The organism is Delftia sp. DS1230 (genome assembly GCF_040112715.1).
Taxonomy (GTDB): domain Bacteria; phylum Pseudomonadota; class Gammaproteobacteria; order Burkholderiales; family Burkholderiaceae_C; genus Comamonas; species Comamonas tsuruhatensis.
On sequence record NZ_CP157763.1, the window covers coordinates 2,823,607 to 2,842,983 of the forward strand.

At 68.0% G+C, this 19,377-nt stretch carries 17 protein-coding genes; 8 read left to right on the forward strand and 9 right to left on the reverse strand.

Going from position 1 to position 19,377, the window contains the following annotated elements:
- The first annotated feature begins 10 nt into the window (after positions 1-10).
- The gene (gene lpdA / locus AAN986_RS12650; RefSeq protein WP_034365904.1) at positions 11-1,858 is read left to right on the forward strand and encodes a dihydrolipoyl dehydrogenase; all 1,848 of its coding nucleotides are present in this window, start codon (positions 11-13) and stop codon (positions 1,856-1,858) included.
- A gap of 92 nt (positions 1,859-1,950) precedes the next feature.
- Here lpdA and AAN986_RS12655 read toward each other — a convergent pair whose 3' ends face one another.
- Positions 1,951-2,880, reverse strand: a complete 930-nt coding sequence (locus tag AAN986_RS12655) for a LysR family transcriptional regulator (RefSeq protein WP_016447104.1) — start codon at positions 2,878-2,880, stop codon at positions 1,951-1,953.
- 63 nt (positions 2,881-2,943) lie between these two features.
- Between AAN986_RS12655 and AAN986_RS12660 the strand changes: the two genes are divergently transcribed.
- Entirely contained in the window at positions 2,944-3,561 is a 618-nt protein-coding gene (locus tag AAN986_RS12660) for a LysE family translocator (RefSeq protein ID WP_016451705.1), read from the forward strand.
- A gap of 342 nt (positions 3,562-3,903) precedes the next feature.
- Positions 3,904-5,142: an MFS transporter gene (locus tag AAN986_RS12665; protein ID WP_047217021.1), complete on the forward strand. Its 1,239-nt coding sequence runs from the start codon at positions 3,904-3,906 to the stop codon at positions 5,140-5,142.
- On the opposite strand, the gene AAN986_RS12670 is transcribed toward AAN986_RS12665, so the two are convergent.
- On the reverse strand, positions 5,143-6,168 hold the full coding sequence (locus AAN986_RS12670) for an FUSC family protein (RefSeq protein WP_047217022.1): 1,026 nt from the start codon (positions 6,166-6,168) through the stop codon (positions 5,143-5,145). It lies immediately after the preceding gene.
- Between the two features lie 180 nt (positions 6,169-6,348).
- Positions 6,349-6,840, reverse strand: a complete 492-nt coding sequence (locus AAN986_RS12675) for an EVE domain-containing protein (RefSeq protein ID WP_016447100.1) — start codon at positions 6,838-6,840, stop codon at positions 6,349-6,351.
- A gap of 129 nt (positions 6,841-6,969) precedes the next feature.
- Between AAN986_RS12675 and yghU the strand changes: the two genes are divergently transcribed.
- On the forward strand, positions 6,970-7,809 hold the full coding sequence (yghU, locus tag AAN986_RS12680) for a glutathione-dependent disulfide-bond oxidoreductase (RefSeq protein ID WP_047217023.1): 840 nt from the start codon (positions 6,970-6,972) through the stop codon (positions 7,807-7,809).
- 7 nt (positions 7,810-7,816) lie between these two features.
- Here yghU and AAN986_RS12685 read toward each other — a convergent pair whose 3' ends face one another.
- The 3 genes from AAN986_RS12685 to AAN986_RS12695 all read right to left on the reverse strand — a co-directional run bounded on the left by AAN986_RS12685 (position 7,817) and on the right by AAN986_RS12695 (position 9,624).
- Positions 7,817-8,488, reverse strand: a complete 672-nt coding sequence (locus AAN986_RS12685) for a hypothetical protein (protein WP_034365900.1) — start codon at positions 8,486-8,488, stop codon at positions 7,817-7,819.
- Positions 8,489-8,563: 75 nt separating this feature from the next.
- Positions 8,564-8,821 (reverse strand): GlsB/YeaQ/YmgE family stress response membrane protein, encoded by a 258-nt coding sequence (locus AAN986_RS12690; RefSeq protein ID WP_012205794.1) that lies wholly within the window; start codon positions 8,819-8,821, stop codon positions 8,564-8,566.
- Between the two features lie 167 nt (positions 8,822-8,988).
- On the reverse strand, positions 8,989-9,624 hold the full coding sequence (locus AAN986_RS12695; RefSeq protein ID WP_016447097.1) for a C40 family peptidase: 636 nt from the start codon (positions 9,622-9,624) through the stop codon (positions 8,989-8,991).
- A gap of 191 nt (positions 9,625-9,815) precedes the next feature.
- Between AAN986_RS12695 and AAN986_RS12700 the strand changes: the two genes are divergently transcribed.
- The 4 genes from AAN986_RS12700 (at position 9,816) to AAN986_RS12715 (ending at position 15,404) form a co-directional block, all read left to right on the forward strand.
- Positions 9,816-10,418, forward strand: coding sequence for an isochorismatase family protein (locus tag AAN986_RS12700; RefSeq protein WP_047217024.1), 603 nt, complete (start codon positions 9,816-9,818; stop codon positions 10,416-10,418).
- Positions 10,419-10,620: 202 nt separating this feature from the next.
- Entirely contained in the window at positions 10,621-12,507 is a 1,887-nt protein-coding gene (locus tag AAN986_RS12705; RefSeq protein WP_047217025.1) for a propionate--CoA ligase, read from the forward strand.
- A gap of 167 nt (positions 12,508-12,674) precedes the next feature.
- Positions 12,675-14,063, forward strand: a complete 1,389-nt coding sequence (locus tag AAN986_RS12710) for a phosphomannomutase/phosphoglucomutase (RefSeq protein WP_016447094.1) — start codon at positions 12,675-12,677, stop codon at positions 14,061-14,063.
- A 15-nt stretch (positions 14,064-14,078) separates the two neighbouring features.
- Complete coding sequence (locus AAN986_RS12715; protein WP_047217026.1) at positions 14,079-15,404, forward strand: 3-deoxy-D-manno-octulosonic acid transferase; 1,326 nt, start codon at positions 14,079-14,081, stop codon at positions 15,402-15,404.
- Between the two features lie 37 nt (positions 15,405-15,441).
- Here AAN986_RS12715 and AAN986_RS12720 read toward each other — a convergent pair whose 3' ends face one another.
- From AAN986_RS12720 to AAN986_RS12730, 3 genes are all read right to left on the reverse strand, one after another.
- Positions 15,442-16,866 (reverse strand): ATP-binding protein, encoded by a 1,425-nt coding sequence (locus tag AAN986_RS12720; RefSeq protein ID WP_047217027.1) that lies wholly within the window; start codon positions 16,864-16,866, stop codon positions 15,442-15,444.
- Positions 16,867-16,868: 2 nt separating this feature from the next.
- Complete coding sequence (locus tag AAN986_RS12725) at positions 16,869-17,546, reverse strand: response regulator (RefSeq protein WP_013802240.1); 678 nt, start codon at positions 17,544-17,546, stop codon at positions 16,869-16,871.
- Between the two features lie 370 nt (positions 17,547-17,916).
- Entirely contained in the window at positions 17,917-19,371 is a 1,455-nt protein-coding gene (locus tag AAN986_RS12730; RefSeq protein ID WP_349335688.1) for a TolC family outer membrane protein, read from the reverse strand.
- Positions 19,372-19,377 lie beyond the last annotated feature (6 nt).

Consider the following 19,377-nt stretch of genomic DNA (forward strand, 5'->3'; position numbering starts at 1 on the left):
GGCCCGACACATGGCAATCATCGACATCAAGGTGCCCGACATCGGCGACTTCGCCGAAGTGGGCGTGATCGAACTGCTGGTCCAGCCCGGTGACACCGTCGCCAAGGATCAGTCTCTGATCACCGTGGAGTCCGACAAGGCCTCCATGGAGATTCCTTCCAGCCATGCCGGCGTGGTCAAGGAACTCAAGGTGCAGCTCGGCGACAAGGTCGCCGAGGGCTCCGTGGTCCTGACGCTGGAGGCTGCCGGCGAGGCGGCCGCTGCGCCCCAGGCTGCCGCTGCGGCTCCTGCAGCCGCCAGCGCCGCGGCACCTGCCGTGCCGGCTCCAGCGGCCCCGGCCCCTGCTCCTGCGGCAGCCAGCTACGCGGGTGGCGTGGCCGACTATGACTGCGACGTGGTCGTGCTCGGCGGTGGCCCTGGCGGCTACTCTGCCGCCTTCCGCGCAGCCGACCTGGGCCTGAACGTGGTCATCGTCGAGCGCTACAAGACCCTCGGCGGCGTCTGCCTGAACGTGGGCTGCATTCCCTCGAAGGCGCTGCTGCACGTGGCGGCCGTCGTGGACGAGGTCAAGCACCTGGAAGTGGCAGGCGTCAAGTTCGGCGCGCCCGAGGTCAACATCGACCAGCTGCGCGGACACAAGGACAAGGTCATCGGCAAGCTGACCGGCGGCCTGGGCCAGATGGCCAAGATGCGCAAGGTCACCGTGGTGCGCGGCTACGGCAACTTCGTCGGTGCCAATCACCTTGAGGTGGAAGAGACCACGGGCGACGGCCAGGAAAAGACCGGCAGCAAGAAGATCGTGCAGTTCAAGCGCGCCATCATTGCCGCCGGCAGCCAGGCCGTGCACCTGCCCTTCATGCCCAAGGACCCGCGCGTGGTGGACTCCACCGGCGCGCTGGACCTGGCCAGCGTGCCCAAACGCATGCTGATCCTGGGTGGCGGCATCATCGGCCTGGAAATGGGCACCGTCTACTCCACGCTGGGCGCACGCCTGGACGTGGTGGAGATGATGGACGGCCTCATGCAGGGCGCCGACCGCGACCTGGTCAAGGTCTGGCAGAAGATGAACGCGCCGCGCTTCGACAACATCATGGTCAACACCAAGACCGTGGGTGCCGAAGCCACGCCCGAAGGCATCAAGGTCAGCTTCGCGCCCGCCAAGGACGGCATCACCGTGCCCGAGCCCCAGGTCTACGACCTGGTGCTGCAGGCCGTGGGCCGCACGCCCAACGGCAAGAAGATCGCCGCCGAGAAGGCCGGCGTGGCCGTCACGGACCGCGGTTTCATCGAAGTCGACATCCAGATGCGCACCAACGTGCCCCACATCTTCGCCATCGGCGACGTGGTGGGCCAGCCCATGCTGGCGCACAAGGCCGTGCACGAGGCCCATGTGGCCGCCGAAGTCATCGCCGGTGAACTGCAGGGCAACAAGGAGCTGGCCGCCAGCGCCTTCAATGCCCGCGTGATCCCCAGCGTGGCCTACACCGACCCGGAAGTGGCGTGGGTGGGCCTGACCGAGGACCAGGCCAAGGCCCAGGGCATCAAGGTCAAGAAGGGGGTCTTCCCCTGGACGGCATCGGGCCGCGCCATTGCCAATGGCCGCGACGAAGGCGTCACCAAGCTGCTGTTCGACGACAGCCCCGAGGCGCATGGCCATGGCCGCATCCTGGGCGGCGGCATCGTCGGCACGCATGCAGGCGACATGATCGGCGAAATCGCGCTGGCCATTGAAATGGGTGCCGACGCCGTGGACATCGGCAAGACCATCCATCCTCACCCCACGCTGGGCGAGAGCCTGGGCATGGCGGCGGAGGTGGCGCACGGCTCCTGCACGGACTTGCCGCCGCAGCGCAAGTAAGCGCAACGCCCGGCCTTCGGAACGGGCAAGGACACAAAGGCAGCTTCGGCTGCCTTTGTGCTTTGGGGGGGTAGTACGGGTCGCAGGCCGGCTCAGGCCTGGGAGCGCAGCCACTGCAGCAACTGGGCGTGCACGCCATTCGGTGCAGGCGGGGCAGGGGACAGCAGGCAATAGCGCGATCCATCCTCCACAAAGCCCATGGGCGCCGCCAGCACGCCGCTGGCAATGTCGTCGCGCACCAGTTGCCAGGGGCCTATGGCCACGCCCATTCCGGCCACGGCAGCCTGGAGCGTGAAATAGAAATGTTCGAACTGCAGCTGCGGTCCCGAGGGCTGGGGCTGGCCGCTGCACTCGGCCCAGGTGGCCCAGGCGCCAGGGCGCGTGCGGCTTTGCAGTAAGGGCGCATCGGCGCGCAGCCTGGGCGTGTGCTCTTGCGCGGGGCGGTCGCACCATTGCGCCAGGCGATCGGGCCGGCAGACCGGGCCTATGCGCTCTGCGAACAGCGTTTCGGCATGGCAGCCTGCGGGCAGGGCGAAATCGTCGCGCCGTATGGCCAGGTCGATCCCGTCCGCAAACGAGAACGGGCCACCGCCGGCCACCAGGTGCAGTTGCAGCTCGGGATGCATTTGCTGGAACTGTGGCCAGCGCGGAATCAGCCAGCGCATCAGCAAGGTGGGTTCGCAGGACAGCACCCAGCGGCGCGCATGCCGCGCGCGTGCGCGCAACTCCTGCGTCGCCTGGCGCATGCGCTCCAGGCCTTCATGCACGGCCTGTGCGAGATGGCGCCCAGCGTCGGTCAGGAAGACGCGGCGGCTGCGGCGGTCAAACAGGGTCACGCCCAGATCGTCTTCCAGCAGGCGCACGGCCCGGCTGATGGCGCCGTGGGTCAGATGCAACTCTTCAGCTGCCTTGCTGAAGTTCTCCCGCCGGGCGGCCGCTTCGAAGCAGCGCAGGGCCTGCAACGACGGCAGCCGCTTGCTGGGAGTCTGTGAATTGAGTTCACTAACTGTGTCAGAAAACATCGTTATGTATTTTCATGGAAGGCCAATACTATCCCGCGTTGCACTGAGTCGAACGGAGAATGCATGACCGAATGGATAGCTGTAGTCACCATTACCTTGCTGGCCGTGATCAGCCCCGGGGCGGATTTCGCCATGGTCACGCGCAACAGCCTGCTGCGCTCGCGCCGCGCGGGCATGCTCACGGCGCTGGGCATAGGCCTGGGCGTGCTGGTCCATGTCAGCTATACCTTGCTTGGTGTGGGGTTGCTGATGCAGCAGGCCACCTGGCTGTTCGATGTGGTCAAGCTGCTGGGTGCAGCCTATCTGATCTATCTGGGCGTGACCATGCTGCGCAGCCGGCCGGACGGAGAAATGGCCAGCCAGCCGGCTGCCGTACTGTCCGACATGGCGGCGCTGCGCACGGGCTTTCTGACGAATGCGCTCAATCCCAAGACCACGGTGTTTGTGGTGAGCCTGTTCCTGCAGATCGTGGGGCAGGACACATCTCTGGCCACGCAACTGGCGTACGGCGGGTTCATCTCGCTGGCCCATGTGGGTTGGTTTTGCATCGTGGCGCTGTGCTTTTCCGCACAGCGGGTTCGTGCCCGGCTGCTGGCCGTACGGCACTGGATAGACCGGGCCTTTGGCGGCATGTTGGTGGGCTTCGGTGTGTTGCTGGCCAGTGCCAAGCTGAGGCTGTGATGCCATAAAGGCCTGACAGGAATCGGTGGGGGAGGACGGGCGAAAGGCCGCAGCGCATGCGACCTCTGCCCGGCATGCAAGGCCTGCGAGGTGCCATGGGGTGCCTCGCAGGCCAAGCTGTTTTTGGGCAACGGAAATGCCTGGCCGCGCAGCTGGAGCGCCTCACCTGGGCGTTCCAGTGCCACGGGCTATGTCGAATGCGCTGCCGATGCCCGCTGCCGCAAGCCGGTTGGTGGGCAGATGCCAGGGGCGCTGCTTGCGGGCGCCGCTTGGCCTATGCTTTCGATACTTCACACATCACCCACAGGGCGCACGGCATGTGCCCCCAGGAAACCGCATCCAATGGAAACAACAAGGCAGGGGGTGCATCCCTCATGGATCGTCGTGATGGCCGGCGTCAGCGCGGCCCTGCATGTAGGCAAGCTGCCGCCGGCCGTGCCGGTGCTGCAGCAGCAGCTGGGCGTGTCCCTGCTGCAGGCCGGCTTTCTGCTTTCCACCGTGCAGGTGGCCGGCATGCTGCTGGGCCTGGTGGTGGGCCTGGGGGCTGACCGCTGGGGACTGCGGCGCAGCATGCTGGCGGGCCTGCTGTTGATGGCGGGTGCCAGCGCCCTGGGCGCCATCGCCACGGGTTTTGCACCGTTGCTGGCCCTGCGCGCCGTGGAAGGACTGGGCTTTCTGCTGGTCGCCATGCCGGGGCCAGGGCTGATTCGCCGCTGCGTGGCGCCGCACGATCTGAGCGCGCGCATGGGCTGGTGGGGCACCTACATGCCGCTGGGCAGTGCCATCGGCTTGCTGCTGGGTCCCTGGGTGATGGCCTGGGCTTCCTGGCCGCTGTGGTGGCTGCTTCTGGGGCTGGTCTCTGCCCTGGCTTGCGCCGCCGTGTGGTACGGCGTGCCGGCAGACGGCCCGAAGGCACCCGTTAGCACGTCGGCGGCTGGCGGGGGGTGGCGTCCGCGCCTGGCGCTGACTTTGCGCAGCCCTGGCCCCTGGTGCGTGGCGCTGGGCTTTGCCGTGTATTCGGGACAGTGGATGGCCGTCATCGGCTTTCTTCCCACGGTCTATGCTGAGGCGGGCCTGGGAGCGGCGTTGTCGGGCACGCTGACGGCCGTGGTGGCGCTGGCCAACATGGTGGGCAATGTGGCATCGGGCCGTCTGCTGCAAGGCGGCTGGAGCGCCTCGCGGGCGCTGCGCATGGGCTTCGGCTGCATGGCGTTGTGCGCGCTGCTGGCCTATGTGCAATGGCAAGGCCAGCCGTTGGCACCTTTGTGGCTGCGCTTTGCTGCGGTAGTTGTGTTCTCGGCAGCGGGGGGACTGATTCCGGGCACGCTGTTTTCCATGGCCGTGCGGCTTGCCCCCGATGAGTCCACTGTTTCGACCACGGTGGGCTTCATGCAGCAATGGTCCAGCGTGGGCCAGTTTGCAGGGCCGCCTCTGGTGGCGGCCGTGGCAGTGCAGGCGGGCGGATGGCAGTGGACCTGGGTGGTGACGGCGGCCATGTGCGCCATCGGCTGGTGGCTGGCCGGCGCCATTGCCCGCATCAGCGCGGCGCCTGCAAGGCAGCGCGAACGCGCTGCCGCCTGATCACGCGTCGCGCGAACCTGTGAGCGCCTTCAGGGCCTCTTCCATCTGTCGTGCGTGGTCCAGCGCGGGCAGCCAGGCCTCAGGCAGCGGTTGGGTGGGCGCCTGGGGGGCCGAGGCGGCCAACCTGGCCAGGGCGTCGTCGGGCTGCAGGGCCACCACGTTGCCATTGGCGGCCAGTTGCCGGCAGGCTTCGATCAGCCATTCACAGTGCAGGACGATGGCGCGCGGCATGAGGCCGCTGTCATGCGACATTCCGCGCACCAGGCTTTCGCCCAGCAGCAGCGCGCTGGCGTACAGGCGCACGGCATGGCGGTCGTAGCGCGCCGTGACGGTCTGCAGTGCCGCGCCACCCAGGCGTCCGCGCACGGACCAGCGGCTGGCGCTTTGCGCCTCCGTCATGGCGGTGCGCAGCGCGCTCAGCGCATCGCTGCTGCGCGTGAGCTGGCCCAGTGCCACGGTGGCGTCGGGTGTGTCGTGGGTGGCGGTGGCACGCAGCGTGGCGTCCAGCCCGTCGGCCAGCTGGCCCAGCAACGCGCTTGCCGAACGTGATACGGCACGCAGCGGATTGGCCGTGAAGATGACCTGGCTGAACATCAGGCCCACGCCTGCGCCGACCAGCACGTCGACCAGCCGGGTTTCGCCCGCCGCGCTGGGCCCCATGCTGAGGACCAGCACCACGGAAACGCCGGCCTGTATCGGAACCACAGGCGGCTGCCCCAGCATGGCGGCCAGCGACAGCGCGACCAGCGAGGCCAGGCTCAGCCGCAGCAGGGGAATGGTGTCGGGCAGCAGCCAGGCCAGTTCGCCGACGATGATGCCGATGGCGCAGCCCAGCACCAGGCCCCAGGTTTGCTTGAGATGGCTGGGCAGGCCGGGCGCCAGGCAGACCAGGGCGGTGACGGCGGCAAAGACGGGTCTGGGGTGGCCCAGCAGGTAGTGGGACAGTTCCCAGGCCAGCATGGCGCCCAGCGAGGCGGCGATGGCATCGCGCAGCGCCAGCCGCAGGCGGCCTGGCGCCGCGGCCATGCCGCTCTTGAGTGGTCCAGTGGTTGTTTTTGCTTTTGATTTTCGCCAGCGCACGAAGATGGTCCCTCCAGCTTGCGAAATCCAGGTTCGCAAATGCCCAAAAGCATAGCGGCCGATGCAGGGCAGGAGTGCAGGAAAGAGGCTTCTTGCTTGTAAGAAAGCAGCCCGTGCGAGGCGTGTTCAGCCGTGCCTGAGCAGGCCTTCGATGAAGCTCCATTCCTCGGGCGTGACCGGCGTGATCGACAACCGATTGCCCTTTTGCAGCACACGCATCTGCGCCAGTTCAGGATGCGCGCGCAGCTCGGCAATCTGCAGCGTGCGTGTCTTGCGCAGCGCCTGCACGTCCAGCGTGAGCCAGCGCGGCTTGTCGGGAGAAGACTTGGGGTCGTAGTACGGGCTGGCCGGGTCGAACTGCGAGGCGTCGGTGCGCAGATTGCCGGCAATGCGGGCGATGCCGTAGATGCCGGGCTCGGCGCAGCTGGAATGCCAGTACAGCACCCCGTCGCCGACCTGCATGGCATCACGCATGAAGTTGCGCGCCTGGTAGTTGCGCACCCCGTCCCAGGCAATGGTGGCCTGCGGCGCGGCCAGCGCATGGTCTATGGAGTATTCGTCGGGCTCGTTCTTCATGAGCCAGAACTGGCGGGCGGAGGGTGTGGGGGCTGCAGTCATGCAACGATTGTGGCAAATCCCCGGACGCCGTGGCGGCGTTCTGCGCGCGGCGGCAGGAGTGTGTCAGGGGCTGGACAATGGCCTTCAGCCGGGCGCCTTTCCCATGCCCGCGAACCACAGGAATCCTGCATGTCCGACCGCTCCACCTATGTCCCGCCCGCCGTATGGCAGCCTGCGCCCTCGGGCGGCACCTTCGCCAACATCAACCGCCCGGTCGCCGGGCCGACCCACGACAAGACACTGCCGGTGGGGCAGCAGCCTCTGCAGCTGTATTCGCTGGCCACGCCCAACGGCGTGAAGGTCACCATCATGCTGGAGGAGCTGCTGGCGCTGGGCCATGGCGGCGCCGAGTACGACGCCTGGCTGATCCGTATCAGCGATGGCGACCAGTTCTCCAGTGGCTTTGTCGAGGTCAACCCCAATTCCAAGATTCCCGCGCTGGTGGACCGCAGCGTGGAGCCGCCGGTGCGCGTGTTCGAGTCGGGCTCCATCCTGCTGTACCTGGCCGAGAAGTTTGGCGCGCTGCTGCCTGCCGAACCCGCTGCACGCACCGAGACGCTGAACTGGCTGTTCTGGCAGATGGGATCGGCGCCTTACCTGGGCGGCGGCTTCGGTCATTTCTATGCCTATGCTCCCGAAAAATTCGAGTACCCGATCAACCGGTTCACCATGGAAACCAAGCGCCAGCTGGACGTGCTCAATCGCCAGCTGGCCGAGCACGCCTTCATTGCGGGAGAGCACTACAGCATTGCCGACATCGCCATCTGGCCCTGGTATGGCGCACTGGTGCTCAACGAGGTGTACGGCGCGGCCGAGTTCCTGGCGGCCCATGAGTACACGCATGTGATGCGCTGGGCCCGCGAGATTGCCCAACGGCCGGCGGTGGTGTGCGGCCGCCGCGTCAATCGCACCTGGGGAGACGAGGCCACCCAGGTGCCGGAGCGCCACCGCGCCTCGGACCTGGGCTGATCGCCATTTACTGGGAGCGGCCCCAGGGGCCGCGGTCCGGCTGGCGCCAAAAGCGCGGGCGCTTGCCGGATGGCTCGGCCCCGGGCTCGCCCTCGCCCTTGCTTTTGCCGTGCTCATGCAATTGCTTGTCGGTCTGCTCGACCTTGCGGGCCGTGCGTTCCAGCTGCGTGGGCAGATGCGAGGGAATGTCGAGCTCCGCCTGCTCGACCACGCGAATGCAGTCCTGGATGTGGCGCTCTCCCAGGTAGCGCAGCGTGGCGTAACCCAGCGCGGCCGCTGCAGCCTGGCCGGCCAGCGGCACGTACTTTGCCGCTTGGGTTGCCGTCATGCGCATGCCGGCAGCGCGTGCCAGGCGCACCACCATGTCGCGCGTGATCAGCTTGCCGATCAGTACCGAGCCGACCATGGCCACGGCCTTTTGCACCTGCTCGCGCTTGCCGGGGTCCAGCCTGTCCAGCTGTTCGGGCGTGAGGCCGAACTCACGGTTGATGCGCGGCAGCAGGCGCGCCAGCAGGGCTGCGTCAACCAGCCAGTCCAGCCCCGGGATCGGCAGGCTGCTGGCTGCGGCTCCCACCAGCGCACGCCGGTGCAGCAGCTTGCGCGCGCTCTCTGCGGCCTGCGCCACATCGTGGCGCGGTGGTGGAGGGGGAGGGGTCTTGTCCGATGTGCGAAAGATCATGCGTGCCAGTGGGTCCGGGGCAGATGTCGATCAGTAGAATGCGCCAGCCGGAGGAGGCGGCTGGCACCGGTGCGGTCAGCGTGCGCTCTTGCTGCGCACCAGGCTGTAGATGAAGAGGATGACGATGGCGCCAACGATGGAGGCGATCCAGCCAGCGGGCTGCCCGGCTTCATACCAGCCCATGGCGACACCGACATAGCTGGCAAGAAACGATCCTGCCACACCAAGCAGGATGGTCATGATCCAGCCAAGGCTGTCGTCGCCGGGTTTGAGTGCGCGCGCCAGCAGGCCAACGACCAGGCCAACGATGAGGGTGCCAATCAAGGACATCATGCTTTTCTCCGAACTGAAGCTTCCATGCCGCGACTCTAGGGCCCGGCGCATGCCGGCCCTGTCGGACAGCGTCTCAACCTGGGACGAAGGCAGTGCAGTGCCCTGAAAAACAAAACGCCTGCATCTGCAGGCGCCTGGACTGGGGGAGGGCAGACAGCCCGCCGTGGTTACTGCAGCTGGCTTGCCTGCATCTGCATGGCCAAGGCAGCCTTGCTGGCATCCAGGCCCAGGCCGTCGGAGTCCTGCACGCGACGGGCGCCATCGAAGCGGCGGGCCCAGTAGGCGCTTTGCATGCTTTCCACGCGCACCTGTGCACCGGTGCGGGGGGCATGAATGAAGTTGCCGTCGCCGACATAGATGCCGACGTGGCTGAAGGCGCGGCGCATGGTGTTGAAGAACACCAGATCGCCGGGCTTGAGTTCGTTCTTGTCGATTTTTTCCGTGGCCTGTGCCTGCTGGTCAGCGCGACGCGGCAGGACCTTGCCCAGGGTCTCGGAGTAGATGGCACGGACAAAGCCGCTGCAGTCGAAGCCGGTCTCGGCACTGTTGCCGCCGCGACGGTAGGGAACGCCGATGAAGCCCATGGCGGTCACGACCAGGTCGGAGGTCTTTTCGGCGACGCTTTGTCGGGCTTCCTTGACGAAGTCGGAAGTGCGCTCCGCCATGTGGTGGCGGGCTTCGCGCAGCTGCGAGATGAGGCTGCGGTTGACCAGCAGCTGGTTCATATCGTCGTCACGCAGCTCGGGCGGAGCCGCGTGTGCAGTGGCGCTGACGAACAGGAGTGCGATAAGCCATCGGGACATGGGGCGCGAGATTACCACGCAAAAACGTAGGACAAATTCGATAAGACCCCCGAAGGCCCGGGTTTTTGAGCCACCTCAGGAATCGCCGGCGCCCGGCGGTGATGGCCCCCAAGCTGCGACAATAGCGGGCTGTCCTGTTTTCCGATAAGAAGGGCGGCCCGCGCCGCCTCGTATTCCAAGAAAGATCCGCCATGCTGCTTGAAGCCTCCGACTCCCAGCTTGTACTCGTCGATTACCAGGAGCGCCTGATGCCGGCCATCTTCGAGGGCCCGGCAGTCCTGGCCAATGCCGTGAAACTGGCTCGTCTGGCGCATCTGGTGGAAGTGCCGGTGTTCGGCACCGAACAGAACCTCTCGCGCCTGGGTGCCAACGATGCCCAACTGCGCGCGCTGTGCGACAGGACACTGTCCAAGATGCATTTCAGCGCCGTGTCCGAAGGACTGGGCGAGTGGCTGCGTCCGCCTGCACGTCCCCAGGGCGGCAATGCGCGCAGCCTGCCCAAGCACCTGCAAAAGCCCCAGCAGCAGGCGCCCGAGCGCAGCATGGTGGTGATTGCCGGCTGCGAAGCCCATGTCTGCCTGCTGCAGACGGCGCTGGAACTGCTGGAAGACGAGTTCGACGTCTGGGTCGTCACCGATGCCTGCAGCTCGCGCACCGAGCGCAACCGCGATGCTGCCTTCGATCGCCTGGCAGGCGCGGGTGCCGAACTGGTGACCACGGAGATGGTGGCCTTCGAGTGGCTGCGCAGCTGCGAGCACCCGGCCTTCAAGGATCTGCTGGCCCTGGTCAAGTAAGCGGCTGAAGCGATGGTTTTCGTCGAGGCGCCTGCACGGCGCCTTTTTTTACGCCCGTCGCAAGGCGGGGCCATGCAAGACGAATGGGACGGAGGGGGCCGGCCCGGGCCGCTGTGCAGGATTTGTCAGCTTTGGGCAAGCGCATTATGAATAATTATGAATTCAGAAGCCGCCAATCCATGACAACGACAGGAGACAGACAATGGCCCCGCGTTTCGACGATTTCCACCGCCGCTCCATCCAGGAGCGCGATGCCTTCTGGGCCGAGCAGGCCGGCCGCATCGACTGGCATGTGCCGCCCCAGCGCATCTGCGACTATGACAACCCGCCGTTCGCCAGGTGGTTCGTGGGCGGCCAGACCAATCTTTGCCACAACGCCGTGGACCGGCATCTGGCCGAGCGCGCCGACCAGAATGCTCTGATCGCCATCTCCACCGAGACCGGCACCGAGAAGGTCTATACCTACCGCGAACTGCATGCCGAGGTGCAGCGCATGGCCGCCGTGCTGCAGTCGCTGGGCGTGCAAAAGGGCGACCGCGTCCAGATCTACATGCCCATGATTGCCGAGGCGGCCTTTGCCATGCTGGCCTGTGCGCGGCTGGGTGCCATCCATTCGGTGGTGTTCGGCGGCTTTGCGTCGGCGGCGCTGGCCTCGCGCATCGACGATGCCGAGCCCAAGGTCATCATCAGTGCCGACGCGGGCTCGCGCGGCGGGCGCGTCGTGGCCTACAAGCCTTTGCTGGACGAGGCCCTGCAACTGGCCAGCCACAAGCCAGCGGCCGTGCTCATCGTGGACCGTGGCCTGGCGCCTGCGCCCATGCGCGCCGGCCGCGACCACGACTGGACCAGCCTGCGTGCGCTGCACGCCGACGCCCAGGTCGCCTGCACCTGGGTGGAATCCACCGACCCCAGCTACACGCTCTACACCAGCGGCACCACGGGGCGCCCCAAGGGCGTGCAGCGCGACACGGGCGGCTACACGGTGGCGTTGGCCGCCAGCATGCCGCTGATCTTCGGGGCCGAGGCAGGGCAGACTTTCTTCTGCACCAGCGATATCGGCTGGGTCGTGGGCCACAGCTACATCATCTATGCGCCGCTGATCGCAGGCATGGCCACCGTGCTCTACGAGGGCCTGCCCATACGCCCCGACGCGGGCATCTGGTGGAGCATCGTGGAGAAGTACCGGGTCACCCACATGTTCTCGGCGCCCACGGCCATCCGCGTGCTCAAGAAGCACGATGCCGAGTACCTGCACCGCCACGATATCTCCAGCCTCAAGGCGCTGTGGCTGGCCGGCGAGCCGCTGGACGAGCCCACGGCGCAGTGGATCAGCCAGGCCCTGGGCAAGCCCATCATCGACAACTACTGGCAGACCGAGACCGGCTGGCCCATCCTCACGCTGTGCAACGGCGTGGAGCAGCAGACCACGCGCTTCGGCAGCCCGGGCAAGGCCGTCTATGGCTATGACGTCAAGCTGATCGACGAGGCCACGGGCGAGGAGCTGCGCGGCGCCGGGCAAAAGGGCGTGCTGGCCATCGAGGGACCGCTGCCGCCGGGCTGCATGCAGACCGTCTGGCGAGACGACCAGCGCTTCGTCAACACCTACTGGAAGAGCATTCCGGGCCGCATGATCTACAGCACCTTCGACTGGGGCATACGCGACGAGGACGGCTACTTCTTCATCCTGGGCCGTACCGACGACGTGATCAACGTGGCCGGCCATCGCCTGGGCACGCGCGAGATCGAGGAATGCATCTCCGCCCACCCCCATGTGGCCGAAGTCGCCGTGGTCGGCGTGGCCGATGCGCTCAAGGGCCAGGCGGCGCTGGCCTTTGCCGTGCCGCGCACGGCGCTGGAAGGCGAGGCCGAGCGCGCGGCGCTGGAGGCCGACGTGATGAAGCTGGTCGATGCGCGCCTGGGCGCCGTGGCCCGGCCCTCGCGCGTGGTCTTCGTCAGTGCGTTGCCCAAGACGCGCAGCGGCAAGCTGCTGCGCCGTGCCATGCAGGCCGTGGCCGAGGGGCGCGACCCGGGCGACCTCAGCACCATGGAAGATCCGGCTGCGCTGGCCCAGGTGCAGCAGCAGCTGTGAGGCAGGGCACGCGCCGCAACCGCTTGCAGCCGGGGTGATGTGCGCCGGCGCCCCTGCCTGCCGCGCCTACAAGCCTGCCGCGCCTACAATCGCGCCTTGGGCCGCAGCCGGGCCAGGTCCCCAGGCTGCGGCGCCCTGTTTTCAACCGACGAGAAAGCGTTTTCGACGTGCAGGTCGCATCTTCCATCTTCAAAGCCTATGACATCCGCGGCATCGTGCCGTCCACGCTCAACGAGGAGGTCGCGCTCGGCGTGGGCCGCGCCTTCGGCATGGCGGCCCTGGCGGCCGGCGAGACCGTGGTGGCCGTGGGACGCGATGGCCGCCTGTCGGGACCCTCGCTGTCCGCGGCGCTGATCGCCGGGCTGACCGAGGTCGGCATCGAGGTGATCGACATCGGCCTGGCCACCACGCCCATGCTGTACTACGCAGCCAGCACGCTGGCGCGCTCGGGCATCCAGGTCACGGGCAGCCACAACCCCAAGGATTACAACGGCTTCAAGATGGTGCTGGCCGGCCGCGCCATCTACGGCGAGGAAATCCAGGCGCTGCGCCGCCGCGTCGAAAGCGATGACTGGACGATCACGGGCACCGGCAGCGTGCGCCGCGCCGATGTGCAGGCCGACTACCAGGCGCGCATCGTGGGTGATGTGAAGCTGGCGCGCCCCATCAAGATCGTGGTGGACTGCGGCAACGGCGTGGCCGGTGCCTCGGCGCCCGGCATCTTCCGCGCCCTGGGCTGCGAGGTGATCGAACTGTTCTCCGAAGTGGACGGTGAATTCCCCAACCACCATCCCGATCCCAGCAAGCCCGAGAACCTGCGCGACGTGATCGAGGCGCTGCGCACCTCGGACGCCGAGCTGGGCCTGGCCTTCGACGGTGACGGCGACCGCCTGGGCATCGTCACCAAGGACGGCCAGAACATCTTCCCCGACCGCCAGATGATGCTGTTCGCCAAGGACGTGCTCTCGCGCGTGCCGGGCGGCAGCATCGTCTACGACGTGAAATGCACGCAGCGCCTGGCGCCCGCCATCCGCGAGGCCGGGGGCGAGCCCGTGATGTTCAAGACCGGGCACTCCCTGGTCAAGGCCCGCATGAAGGAGCTGGACGCGCCGCTGGGCGGCGAGATGAGCGGCCACATCTTCTTCAAGGAGCGCTGGTATGGCTTCGATGACGGCACCTACGCGGGCTGCCGCCTGCTGGAGATCGTCAGCCGCGAGGCCGACCCCAGTGCCTTGCTCAACGCGCTGCCCACCAGCTTTTCCACCCCTGAACTGAATGTGGCCTGCGCCGAGGGCGAGCCCCATCGCCTGGCCGCCGAACTGCAGGCCCTGGCCGCCGAGACCTTTGCCGCACCGGCCCAGGTCAGCACCATCGACGGCCTGCGTGTGGACTGGGCCGACGGCTTCGGCCTGATCCGCGCCAGCAACACCACGCCCGTGCTGGTGCTGCGCTTCGAGGGCCAGACCCAGGAGGCGCTGTCGCGCATCGAGACGCAGATGCTGGCGCTGCTGGAGCGCGTCAAGCCCGGCGCGCAGGTTGGCGGTGCCGCGCACTGATTTGCGCGCCAGGCGATGACTTCCCGCTCTCCCACGTCCTGGGCGCGCGCGCTGTACAGCGCTGTGACCTGGGCGGCGCAGCCGCTGCTGCGACGCAAGCTGCTGCGCCGCGCCGAGGCCGAGCCCGTCTATGCCGAGCACATTCCCGAGCGCTTTGGCCGCTACCAGCCGGCCACGCTGGGGCAGGACGGACGCGGCCTGTGGATCTGGATTCATGCCGTATCGCTGGGTGAGACGCGCGCTGCCGCCATCTTGCTGACCGCGCTGCGCGAGCGCCTGCCCGGCATGCGCCTGCTGCTGACCCATGGCACGGCCACAGGCCGCACAGAAGGCCGCCGGCTGCTGCAGTCCGGCGACCTGCAGGTCTGGCAGCCCTGGGATACCCCAGCGGCCGTGCGCCGCTTCGTGCAGCAATTCAGGCCCGCGGTCGGCGTGCTCATGGAAACGGAGGTCTGGCCCAATCTGGTCGCCATCTGCCGCGAAGAGGGCGTGCCGCTGGCGCTGGCCAATGCGCGGCTCAGCGACAAATCGCTGGGCCAGGCGCTGCGCGTGGCGCCGCTGGCGCGCCCTACCTATGCCGCCCTGGCCGCCGCCTGGGCACAGACCGAGGACGATGCCCGGCGACTGCGCCTGCTGGGCGCGCCCGTGCACGGCGTGCTCGGCAACCTGAAATTCGATGCGCGTCCGGACGCGGCGCTGCTGGAGCGCGCCCGGCAATGGAAGTCCGGCCTGTCCCGCCCTGTGGTGCTGCTGGCCAGCAGCCGGGAGGGCGAGGAGGCCATGCTGCTGTCCGCCCTGCGCACGCTGGGGCCTGTGGGCCGGGCCGTGCAATGGCTGGTCGTGCCGCGCCATCCGCAGCGCTTTGACGAAGTGGCGGCGCTGCTGGCTGGCGGCGGCCTGCATGTCTCGCGCCGCAGCCAGTGGGTGGGTGGCCCGCCCTGCGGGGCTGCGGCGGATGACATCGACATCTGGCTGGGTGATTCGCTGGGCGAGATGGCCCTGTACTACGGCCTGGCCGATGCCACGCTCATGGGCGGCAGCTTTGCGCCGCTGGGCGGACAGAACCTCATCGAGGCCCTGGCCTGCGACTGCCCCGTGGTGCTGGGGCCGCATACCTTCAACTTCAGCGAAGCCTCGGACCTGGCCTGCGAAGCCGGCGCCGCGCTGCGCGCACCCGACCTGGAGCACGGGCTGCGCCTGGCCGTGGACCTGGCCGGGGACCGCCAGTCCCACGCCCATGCCGTGGCCCAGGCGCGCGGCTTTCTGGACCAGCACCGTGGGGCCGCACGGGCCACGGCGCAGGCGGTGGCCGGGCTGGTGCAGTCCCAACCGTTGCGCTGAGCACTAGGTTTTCGGCTGGCGGTATCCGCAGGCCGGATCAGCCGGCGTCCTGCAGCACGGGCAGGCTGACACTCGCCAGCAGCCCTCCATCCTCCGCACTGAGCAGCTCGATGCTGCCGCCGTGCCGCTCGGTCACGGTTCTGGCGATGGCCAGGCCCAGGCCGCTGCCGCTCTGGCTCTGGTCGGGTACGCGGAAGAAGCGGTCGAAGACACGCTGGCGCCAGGCCTCGGCGATACCCGGGCCACGGTCGCGCACCTGGAGCACGGCCCGGTCGCACTGGCGCTGCAGGCGCACGCTGATGGTGGCGTGCGCGGGGCTGTATTTGATGGCGTTGTCCACGAGGTTGTCGATCAGCGAGACCAGGCCTTCGCGTTCGCCCATCACGCTCAGTGGCTCGCTGGCTTCCAGGGCCAGTTCCACCGGACGGCGGCAGGCCAGGGCGTCGAGTGCGGCGAGCCGGTCTTCCAGCAGCAGGTCCAGGCGCAGCGGCTGCATGGCCATGCCGGGCGCTTCGGTCTCGCTGCGCATGAGCTGCAGCAGCTGGGCCACCATGCGGCTGGCGCGCTGGTTGCTGCGCAGCAGGCTGTCCATGAGTTCCTGCTGGCGCGGTTCGCTGCCAAGGCGCAGCAGGGCCTCGACGTTGACGTGCATGGCGGCCAGCGGCGTGCGCAGTTCGTGGGCTGCATCGGCGATGAGGTTGCGCTCGCGCTCGCTGCTGGAGCGCACGCGGGCCAGCAGGGCGTTGATGTCCTGCACCAGCGGCCGCAGCTCGGCATGTGGCGGCGCATAGGTGAGCGCGCTGAGGTCGTCGGGGCCGCGTGTGGCCAGCTCGTCGCCCACGCGGCGCAGCGGGCGCAGTGCCGCGCGTACCGACCACCAGGCCGGAAAGGCCAGGAAGGGCAGGCTGATCAGCAGCGGCAGCAGGTAGTAGCTGCGGGTGTTGAGGGTGATCAGCAGTTCCTTGAAGGACGGCAGCATCAGCGTGACTTCGGTCTGGCCCGAGGCCGAGCGCAGCGTGCTCATGCGCCAGGTCTGCCCTTCGAAATCTATGTCTTCGACCGTGTCCAGCACGCGGTTGCGCAGGGTGGGTGCCGGCGTGGGCGAGCGGTACAGGAGCTGGCCGCGCTGCCAGACCAGCAGCGTGGGCGTGAAGCGGATGTCGTCGTCTCCGTCGCCGTACTCATGGCGCAGGGCCGTGTCCAGCGCGGCCAGGCTGTGCTGCTGGCGGTCCGGAAGGTCGGCCAGGTCCTCGGCCACAGCCATGACGAGTTCGTAGACAGGCTTGCTGACGAGCAATTCATTGTGGAAGTGGGCCATGTAGATGGCTGCCACCAGCAACGCGGTCCAGATCGCGGTGAGCACGCCCATCTGGGCCAGCAGCATCCGCCGGCCCAGTGTCGGCCGCAGCCAGCGGCGCCATCTCGGGCTGGCCTGTTGCCCCTGCAGAGTGTGCGATGTCATGGTCAGGACAGGGGTGCCATCGGCTGCGAGTCGATGACATAGCCAATGCCGCGTACCGTGCGTATGAACCCCGGCCCGATCTTGCGGCGCAGGTTGGAGACATGGACCTCCAGCGCATTGCTGCCGTTGGCGCTGCCGCCCGGGATGACTTCCTCCTCGATGCCGCTGCGCGTGACCACGCGGTCCATGCGCCGCAGCAGCAGGGCCAGCAGGTCGAATTCGCAGCGGGACAGCTCGACGTTCTGGCCTGCAACGCTGACACGGCGCGTGGGCTCGTGCAGCGACAGGCCGCGCAGATGCAGCGTGCCGTCGCCCTGCCCATAGCTGCGGCGTGCCAGGGCGCGCACGCGTGACACCAGTTCGGCCAGGGCAAAGGGCTTGACCAGATAGTCATCGGCGCCGCTGTCCAGGCCGTGCAGCCGGTCGTGCAGGCTGTCGCGTGCGCTCAGGATCAGCACGGGCAGGCGGCGCCATTCGCGGCGCAGGCGCGTGAGCAGGCTGATGCCGTCGCCATCGGGCAGGCCCAGGTCCAGCAACACCATCTCGAAGCTTTGCTGCTCCAGCGTGCGCAGCGCATCGGACAGGCGGCGCACCCAGACCACGTCCATGGCGTGATCGCCCAATGCGATGCGCACGCCATTGCCCAGATCCAGATCGTCCTCCACCAGCAGCAGTCTCATCGTGTATTTCCTGTGCCGCTCCCATGCCGCGGACCGGCGCCTGCGGGAGGGCTGCCGCGAGTATCGGTCAAGGCGGGGACGATGCGCTTCAGCATCCCTTCAGGAAAGCCGGGGCAGGTCTTCAGGCTGGTTTGCCACAGTGGCCCGCTCGACAACTCCCACGAAGGCAAGGCACGCATGCCAAGACTCTCCCGCTGTTCCTTGCTGAGCCGTCTGGCGGTGCTGTGCGCGTTGGCTGCCTGGATACTGGTCGTGGCGGGTTTGCGTGCCTCGGCTTTGCCAGAGCACAGGGCTGCGGCGCCAGGCGCGCGGCCAGCGGCGGCCGGGCATGAGCCCGGAGCACTGCCTGCCGTGCGGGCGCTTCAGGGATTCAAGGGGCTGGCGCGCGGAGCGTCAGCGCATCGATGGCGCGCAGGTCGTCGTCGCTGAGCGTGCCGGCGGCCTGGCGCAGCTTGAGCTGGCCCAGCAGCACCTGGTAGCGCGCCAGGGCCAGGTCGCGCTGGGTTTGGTAGAGCTGGCTTTGCGCGTTGAGCACGTCGATGTTGATGCGCACGCCGACCTCGTAGCCGAGCTTGTTGGCGTCCAGCGCGCTCTGGCTGGACGCCAGCGCGGCCTCCAGCGCCTTGACCTGGGCCTGGCCCGACTGCACTCCGAAGAAGGCCGTGCGCGTGCTCTGCTCCACGTTGCGCTGGGCGTCGTCCAGCTGTGCGCGCGCCTTGTCTTCCAGCGCCAGGGTTTCCTTGATGCGGTTTTGAACGGCAAAGCCGGCAAACAGCGGCAGGTTCATGACCACGCCCACGCTGGCGGCATTGGTGCGGTAGCTGGTGCCGATCTGCGGCGTGACCGAGCCATTGGGATAGCGGTTGACCACGTAGCCGGCCTGCAGGTCCACGGTGGGCTTGTGGCCGGCCTCGGCTTTCTTCGTTTCCAGCTGGGCAATGTCCAGCGCCAGGCGGGCCTGGCGCAGCTGGGGCTGGCCTTGCAGTGCGGTGTCCACCCAGGCCTGGGCGTCGGAGGGCATCAGGGCCGGCAACTGCAGCGGCTGGGCCAGGGGGCGGGGCACGGTGCCCACGGCGCCAACGATCTGGTCCAGAACCAGGCGCTTGACGCGCAGATCGTTCTCGGCGGCGATTTCCTGCGCGCCGGCCAGATCGAACCGGGCCTGGGCTTCGCGCGAGTCGGTGATGGTGGCAGTGCCGACCTCGAAGTTGCGCTTGGCGAATTCCAGCTGCTGTGCAATGGCGGCCTTCTGTGCCTTGACCACGGCCAGGCTGTCCTGGGCGCCGAGGACATCGAAGTAGGCCTGGGCCACGCGCACCAGCAGGTTCTGCTCGCCGCTGTCCAACTGGGCGCGCGCCACGTCCACGCCGCGCTGGCCCTGGTCGTAGGCGATCTTGTTGGCCGGGCGGTACAGCGGCTGCTGGGCGCTGAGCTGCAGGTTCTGCTGGGGCGAGCGAAAGCTCCCCGGCAGCACGCTGACTTCCACATGCGATGTGTTGGCGCCCGCCTGCAGGCCCACGCTGGGCAGAAGGCCCGAGCGCGCCTGCTCGGCACGGCTGGCGGCGGCCTGGGCGTCGGCCTGCTGGGCCTGCCACTGGGCGTCGTAGCCGCGTGCCCTGGCGACCAACTCCGACAGGCTCTGGCCCGTGGCCGATGAGGCTGTCACGGCGGGCAAGCCCGAGGCCGGGGCGGCAGGGACGGTGGACTGGGCCAGAGCGGTTCCCATGCCGCAGGCACACAGCAGCAAGGCAATCTGGCGAAGGGGCCAGGCGTGTGGGCGGGGCGGGGCGTAAGCGACAGGGGCAAGGGGCCGAAGCAGGGGCATAGAGGT

Bases quoted from the DNA above. Each gene is read 5' to 3' on its own strand.
- AAN986_RS12715 (WP_047217026.1), top strand. From the start codon at position 14,079: ATGACTTCCCGCTCTCCCACGTCCTGGGCGCGCGCGCTGTACAGCGCT.
- AAN986_RS12675 (WP_016447100.1), bottom strand. From the start codon at position 6,840: ATGACTGCAGCCCCCACACCCTCCGCCCGCCAGTTCTGGCTCATGAAG.
- AAN986_RS12695 (WP_016447097.1), bottom strand. From the start codon at position 9,624: ATGTCCCGATGGCTTATCGCACTCCTGTTCGTCAGCGCCACTGCACAC.
- AAN986_RS12730 (WP_349335688.1), bottom strand. From the start codon at position 19,371: ATGCCCCTGCTTCGGCCCCTTGCCCCTGTCGCTTACGCCCCGCCCCGC.
- AAN986_RS12655 (WP_016447104.1), bottom strand. From the start codon at position 2,880: ATGTTTTCTGACACAGTTAGTGAACTCAATTCACAGACTCCCAGCAAG.
- AAN986_RS12725 (WP_013802240.1), bottom strand. From the start codon at position 17,546: ATGAGACTGCTGCTGGTGGAGGACGATCTGGATCTGGGCAATGGCGTG.
- AAN986_RS12660 (WP_016451705.1), top strand. From the start codon at position 2,944: ATGACCGAATGGATAGCTGTAGTCACCATTACCTTGCTGGCCGTGATC.
- lpdA (WP_034365904.1), top strand. From the start codon at position 11: ATGGCAATCATCGACATCAAGGTGCCCGACATCGGCGACTTCGCCGAA.
- AAN986_RS12690 (WP_012205794.1), bottom strand. From the start codon at position 8,821: ATGATGTCCTTGATTGGCACCCTCATCGTTGGCCTGGTCGTTGGCCTG.
- AAN986_RS12705 (WP_047217025.1), top strand. From the start codon at position 10,621: ATGGCCCCGCGTTTCGACGATTTCCACCGCCGCTCCATCCAGGAGCGC.
- AAN986_RS12720 (WP_047217027.1), bottom strand. From the start codon at position 16,866: ATGACATCGCACACTCTGCAGGGGCAACAGGCCAGCCCGAGATGGCGC.
- AAN986_RS12665 (WP_047217021.1), top strand. From the start codon at position 3,904: ATGGAAACAACAAGGCAGGGGGTGCATCCCTCATGGATCGTCGTGATG.
- AAN986_RS12685 (WP_034365900.1), bottom strand. From the start codon at position 8,488: ATGATCTTTCGCACATCGGACAAGACCCCTCCCCCTCCACCACCGCGC.
- AAN986_RS12670 (WP_047217022.1), bottom strand. From the start codon at position 6,168: ATGGCCGCGGCGCCAGGCCGCCTGCGGCTGGCGCTGCGCGATGCCATC.
- yghU (WP_047217023.1), top strand. From the start codon at position 6,970: ATGTCCGACCGCTCCACCTATGTCCCGCCCGCCGTATGGCAGCCTGCG.
- AAN986_RS12700 (WP_047217024.1), top strand. From the start codon at position 9,816: ATGCTGCTTGAAGCCTCCGACTCCCAGCTTGTACTCGTCGATTACCAG.